The 5,953-nt window shown below is 68.7% G+C and carries 4 protein-coding genes; 2 read left to right on the top strand and 2 right to left on the bottom strand.

Features of this window, described 5'->3' with window-relative positions:
• Window positions 1–59 precede the first annotated feature (59 nt).
• Window positions 60–938 (bottom strand): siderophore-interacting protein, encoded by an 879-nt coding sequence (locus EEJ42_RS35395; RefSeq protein WP_123106312.1) that lies wholly within the window; start codon window positions 936–938, stop codon window positions 60–62.
• Window positions 939–985: 47 nt separating this feature from the next.
• Complete coding sequence (locus EEJ42_RS35390) at window positions 986–1,897, bottom strand: 5'-3' exonuclease (RefSeq protein ID WP_123106311.1); 912 nt, start codon at window positions 1,895–1,897, stop codon at window positions 986–988.
• A 234-nt stretch (window positions 1,898–2,131) separates the two neighbouring features.
• Here EEJ42_RS35390 and EEJ42_RS35385 point away from each other — a divergent pair, with 234 nt between their 5' ends.
• Both EEJ42_RS35385 and EEJ42_RS35380 read left to right on the top strand, forming a co-directional pair.
• Window positions 2,132–3,280, top strand: a complete 1,149-nt coding sequence (locus EEJ42_RS35385; protein WP_123106310.1) for a quaternary amine ABC transporter ATP-binding protein — start codon at window positions 2,132–2,134, stop codon at window positions 3,278–3,280.
• Window positions 3,273–5,894 carry an ABC transporter permease/substrate binding protein gene (locus EEJ42_RS35380; protein ID WP_123106309.1) on the top strand — a complete coding sequence of 874 codons (2,622 nt, stop codon included), beginning with the start codon at window positions 3,273–3,275 and terminating at the stop codon, window positions 5,892–5,894. Before EEJ42_RS35385 ends, EEJ42_RS35380 begins: the two co-directional genes overlap by 8 nt.
• The last annotated feature ends 59 nt before the right edge of the window (window positions 5,895–5,953 follow it).

Below are 5,953 nucleotides of genomic sequence, written 5' to 3'. Positions count from 1 at the left end.
GGCGGACGGTCACATGCCGTCCGCCCGCCCGCCGTACGCGCGTGTAGGTGCGGTGTGCCCTACGCGGCCGCCTCCTTGGGGGCCTGGCCCTCCTGCTCGGCCTCCACCTGCTGGTTCCACTCCCGCTTCGACGCCTGCCAGCCGTCCTCGTTGTGGCCGCGCCGCCAGTAGCCGGAGATGGACAGCCACTCGCGCGGCACCTCGCGCTCCAGTCGCAGATAGCGGCGGATCTCCTTCACGAAGCCCGCCTCGCCGTGCACGAAGGCATGCACCTGCCCGGCCGGGAAGTCCAGCCCGCGGACGGCCGCCACCAGTGCCTCGCCGACCGGCGCGGCGCCCCGGTGCAGCCACACGACCTCGGCCCCGTCCGGAACGGCCAGTTTGTGCTCCTCTTCCGGCCCCTCGACCTCGATGAAGGCGTGCACGACGGGCCTGCCCGCGCCCTGGGGCCGTTGGGCCAGCCGCTCCAGCGCGGCGGCGATCGCGGGCAGGGCGCTCTCGTCACCGGCGAGCAGATGCCAGTCGGCGTCCTCGTGCGGGGCGTAGGCGCCGCCCGGCCCCTGGAAGTAGATCTCCTGGCCGGGCCGCGCGTGGGCCGCCCACGGTCCGGCCAGGCCCTCGTCGCCGTGGACCACGAAGTCGATCGTCAGCTCGCGGGCCGCCGGGTCCCACGCCCGCACCGTGTACGTACGGGTGACCGGCCACTGCTCGCGGGGGAGTTCCTCGCGGATCCGCTCCAGGTCGAACGGCTCGGGACAGGCCACGCCCTCGGCGGGGAACAGCAGCTTGACGTAGTGGTCGGTCCATTCACCGGCGCTGAATTCGGCAAGACCGTCGCCACCGAGCACCACCCGCACCATGTGGGGGGTCAGCCGGTCGGTGCGTACCACCTGCGCCCGGTGGGGCCGCGGACGTTTACGGGCAGGACGGTCTGCCATGGCGGGCTCCTTGATCGGCAATGGTTAGGTTAAGCTAACCTAACACTTTATCCCTCAAGGGTGGAGAGCACCCGCCGCAAGGATCCACCCAGTCCCCAGCGCTCCGCGAGCGCGTCCACCGCGCGCGGGTCGCGCGGCGTCCGCGGCACGGCGGCGTCGAACGGCGGCAGCGGGACGTCCGAGGCGACCCGGACGACCTTCGGCGCGACCGCGAGATACGGCCGCGCCTCGTCCAGCCGCTTGCGCTGCGTGGGGGTCAGCTTGGAGTCGGGGTCGTCGACCGCGGCCATGATCCCGGCCAGGTCGCCATGCGCGGCCAGGAGCTTGGCGGCGGTCTTCTCGCCGACCCCGGGCACGCCCGGCAGGCCGTCGCTCGGGTCGCCGCGCAGCAGCGCCAGATCCGCGTATCCGCCGCCGTCCACCCCGTACTTCTCGCGCAGCAGCGCCTCGTCCACCACCTGGAGCGTGCCGACGCCCTTGACCGGGTAGAGCACTCGCGCCCGGCGCTCGTCGCTGACCAGCTGGAAGAGGTCGCGGTCGCCGGTGACGATGTCGACCGGGCCGGTCGCGCGCCCGGCGAGCGTGCCGATCACATCGTCCGCCTCGTAGCCCGCCGAGCCCACCCGGGCGATGCCGATCGCGTCCAGCACCGCGTCGATCACCGGGACCTGCGGGGAGAGGGTGTCCGGAACCTCCTCCTGGTCGACCCCGGCCGCCTCCGGGGCCTCCTCGGCGACCCGGTGCGCCTTGTACGTGGGGATCAGCTCCACCCGCCAGGCGGGCCGCCAGTCGAAGTCCATACAGGCCACCAGATCGTCCGGCCGGTGGTCCTGGACCAGCCGGGCGATGAAGTCCAGCAGCCCGCGCACGGCGTTCACCGGAGTGCCGTCGGGGGCCTTGACCGAATCAGGCACCCCGAAATAGGCACGGAAGTACAGAGAAGCGGTATCGAGAAGCATCAGGCGTCGGGTCACATCTCGATAATGCCGTACGCCGGTGACACTCCCGGACTGGGAATGTGAGCTGGGTCACCGTATGGTTTACGCCATAAGGAGAGGGGCAGGTGCGCCCCCGGAGCGAGGCCCTTGCGTGATTCAACTATTGCGTAGGGCATGCGGTCCCGGTGCCGTGCTGTTCCACGACCTGCCGGCGGGGGTGGCGGGTCGTTTTTTGGTGCGATATGAGAGGTATATGTGTCCAAACTGCGAGCCGAAGGCCTGTACAAGGTGTTCGGCAGAAGACCCGATGAGGCGGTAGCCGATCTCGAGGGCGGTGCGGACCGCGAGAAACTGCGGGCGGAAGGTACGACGGCTGCGGTCATCGATGCTTCCTTCGCGGTCGAGGCGGGCCAGACATTCGTCGTCATGGGTCTGTCCGGATCCGGGAAGTCCACGCTGCTGCGCATGCTGAACGGGCTGCTGGAGCCGACCGCCGGACGCGTCCTCTTCGACGACGACGACCTCACCGCGCTCAGCCCCCGCGAACTGCGCCGGGTGCGCTCCCACAAGATCAGCATGGTCTTCCAGCACTTCGCCCTCTTCCCGCACCGCACGGTGCTGGAGAACGCCGGGTACGGCCTGGAGGTCCAGGGCATACCGTCAGAGGAGCGCGTGAAGCGCGCCACCGAGGCCCTGGAGATGGTCGGTCTGGCCGGCTGGGAGAAGTCCTGGCCCGACGAGCTGTCCGGCGGTATGCAGCAGCGCGTGGGCCTCGCCCGCGCCCTGGCCACCGACGCCGACGTGCTGCTGATGGACGAGTCCTTCAGCGCGCTCGACCCGCTGATCCGCCGCGATATGCAGGACCAGCTGGTCCAGCTCCAGAAGCGGCTCAAGAAGACCATCGTCTTCATCACCCACGACCTCAACGAGGCCATGCGCCTCGGTGACCGCATCGCCGTCATGCGTGACGGCCAGATCGTCCAGATCGGCACCGCCGAGGACATCCTGGTCACCCCGGCCAACGACTACGTCGCTTCCTTCACCCAGGACGTCGACCGGTCCCGGGTGCTCACCGCCGGGGCGATCATGTCCGACCCCGACGAGGTACTGGGCACCACCGCGGACGACGGCACGACGCTGCGCACCGAGCAGGACGTGCTGGCCGCCGCCCCCGCCACCGTCGGTACCGACACCCCGATCGTCGAGCTGTTCACCCCCTGCTCGCGCAGCGGCACCGCGGTCGCGGTGACCGACGGCGACGGCGTGCTCGTCGGCGTCATCGCCCGCTCCCGGCTGCTCGCCGTCCTCGGCGACGGGGACACCGGCGGCGACGGCGCGACGCCGCCGTCACCCGGCGGCGGGGACGCGCCCGAGTCCGCGAAGAAGGTGATCACCGGTGCCTAGGCTCGAACTCGGCGACTGGATCAATTCCGGCGTCAACTGGCTCCGTGACAACCTGAGCTGGCTCTTCGACTTCATCTCCTCCGTCGTGCAGGGCATGTACGACGGGGTGAACTCGGTGCTCAGCGCGCCCGAGCCGCTGCTGCTCGCGGGCATCCTCGCGGTGCTTGCCTGGTGGCTGCGCGGGCTGCTGCCCGCCGTCCTCGCCTTCCTCGGCTTCGCGCTCATCGATTCGATCGAGCTGTGGGGCGAGGCGATGAACACCCTCGCGCTGGTGCTGGTCGCCGGTGCGATCACCATCGTGTTCGCGGTGCCGCTGGGCATCTGGGCGTCCCGCAACCGCGCCGTGAGCGCGGCGATCCGCCCGGTGCTGGACTTCATGCAGACGATGCCCGCCTTCGTCTACCTGATCCCCGGCATCTTCTTCTTCGGCCTCGGGGTCGTCCCCGGTGTCGTCGCGACCGTCATCTTCTCGATGCCCCCGGGCGTCCGCATGACGGAGCTGGGCATTCGCCAGGTCGACGCCGAGCTGGTCGAGGCGGCCGACGCCTTCGGTACCCATCCGCGCCGTACCCTGCTGCGCGTCCAGCTGCCGCTGGCCCTGCCCACCATCATGGCGGGCATCAACCAGGTGATCATGCTGGCGCTGTCCATGGTCGTCATCGCGGGCATGGTCGGCGCAGAGGGCCTGGGCTCCACGGTCTTCCAGGCGATCAGCTCCGTCGACGTGGCCATGGGCTTCGAGGGCGGCATCGCGGTGGTCATCCTGGCCATGTACCTGGACCGGATGACCAGCGCGCTCAATCAGCGCGTCTCCCCGCTGGCCCGCCGCGCGCTGGCCAAGGAGCGGGCCAAGGCGCTCACCGGTTCGCGGGTGCTGCACTGGCGGCCCGCGACCTCGGTCGCCATGGTCGGCGTGGTCGCCCTGGCGCTGGTCGCCGGCGGCATGAAGATGTTCGCCGACAACGACACCGGCCCCACCGTCTCCGCCAACGTCGGCAAGGGCCAGTCGGTCAACCTCGGCTACATCAACTGGGACGAGGGCGTCGCCTCCACCTTCCTGTGGAAGGAGCTGCTGGAGGAGCGCGGCTTCAAGCCCAAGGTGCAGTCGTACGACGTCGGCGCCCTGTGGACCGGCATGGCCGCGGGCAACATCGACATGCAGACCGACGCCTGGCTCCCGGCCACCCACGCCACGTACTGGTCGAAGTACAAGGACAAGCTGGAGAACCTCGGCTCCTGGTACGACAAGACCTCCCTGGAGGTCGCGGTCCCCTCGTACGTCAAGGGCGTGAAGTCCCTCGACGACCTCAAGTCCAAGTCCAGCACCTTCGAGAAGAAGATCATCGGCATCGAGCCCGGCGCCGGTGAGATGAAGCTGATGCAGGACAAGGTCATGCCGGGGTACGGCCTGAACAAGGACTACCAGCTGGTCAAGGGCTCCACCGCGGCGATGCTCTCCCAGCTGGAGCGCTCCTACGCCAAGAAGGAGCCGATCGCGGTCACCCTGTGGTCCCCGCACTGGGCGTACGACAAGTACAAGCTCACCAAGCTGAAGGACCCCAAGGGCGCCTTCGGCAAGGGCGACCACATCGACACGATCGCGCGCAAGGGCTTCTCGAAGAAGAACCCGCAGATCGCCAAGTGGATGAAGAACTTCAAGCTGAGCGAGAAGCAGCTCACCAGCCTGGAGTCGGCCATCCAGGACGCCGGTAAGGGCAAGGAGCAGGAGGGCGTGCGCGCCTGGCTGAAGGACAACCCGGGGATCGCGAGCAAGCTCGCCCCGGTGCCCGGCGGCGCCGACCAGAAGGGCAAGGACGCGGGCGCCGCGCCGAAGATCGGCTACTTCCCGTGGGACGAGGACATCGCGACCACGTACCTGTGGAAGAACGTCCTGGAGAAGCGCGGCTACAAGCCGTCGATCAAGCAGTACGACGTCGGCTCGATGTTCACCGGGATGAGCACCGGCCAGGTCGACGTCGAGTTCGACGGCTGGTTGCCGGTCGCGCAGAAACAGTACTGGGACAGATACAAGAAGAATCTCGTCGACGTCGGGTCGTGGTACGACAAGACCTCTCTCGAGATCGCCGTCCCGTCGTACGTCAAGGACGTGAAGTCCCTGGCCGACCTCAAGGGGAAGTCCGACCTCTTCAAGGGCAAGATCGTCGGCATCGAACCGGGCACCGGTGAGATGAAGATCCTCAAGAGCAAGGTCCTGAAGGCGTACGGCCTCGACAAGGAGTACAAGGTCTCCGACGGTTCCTCCCCGGCGATGCTGGCGCAGCTCGAGCGCAGTTACGCCAAGAAGGAACCGGTGGCCGTCGTTCTGTGGACCCCGCACTGGGCGTACAGCAAGTACAAGCTCACCAAGCTCGCGGACCCGCAGAAGGCCTTCGGGGCCAACAACCAGCTCCACACTCTCGCCAACAAGTCCTTCCCGAAGAAGTTCCCCGAGTTCAACGGGTGGCTGAAGAAGTGGCACATGACGGAGAAGGAGCTGGCCACGCTGGAGCAGGCCGTGCAGGACGCGGGCAAGGGCAACGAGGAGGAGGGCGTCCAGAAGTGGATCGACGCCCACCCCGGCATCGTCGACAAGATGGCGCCGGTCACCCCCTGACCCCCGTAGCCCCGCTGTAACACCATCCGCCGCCGCGGTCCGGAGCCCATCGCTCCGGC

This window comes from Streptomyces botrytidirepellens (assembly GCF_003721215.1).
GTDB lineage: Bacteria > Actinomycetota > Actinomycetes > Streptomycetales > Streptomycetaceae > Streptomyces > Streptomyces himastatinicus.
This window is presented reverse-complemented; position numbering and strand designations above follow the sequence as displayed.

Excerpts from the sequence above, each read along its gene's own strand:
- EEJ42_RS35395 (WP_123106312.1), bottom strand. The coding sequence starts at position 938 with ATGGCAGACCGTCCTGCCCGTAAACGTCCGCGGCCCCACCGGGCGCAG.
- EEJ42_RS35390 (WP_123106311.1), bottom strand. The coding sequence starts at position 1,897 with ATGCTTCTCGATACCGCTTCTCTGTACTTCCGTGCCTATTTCGGGGTG.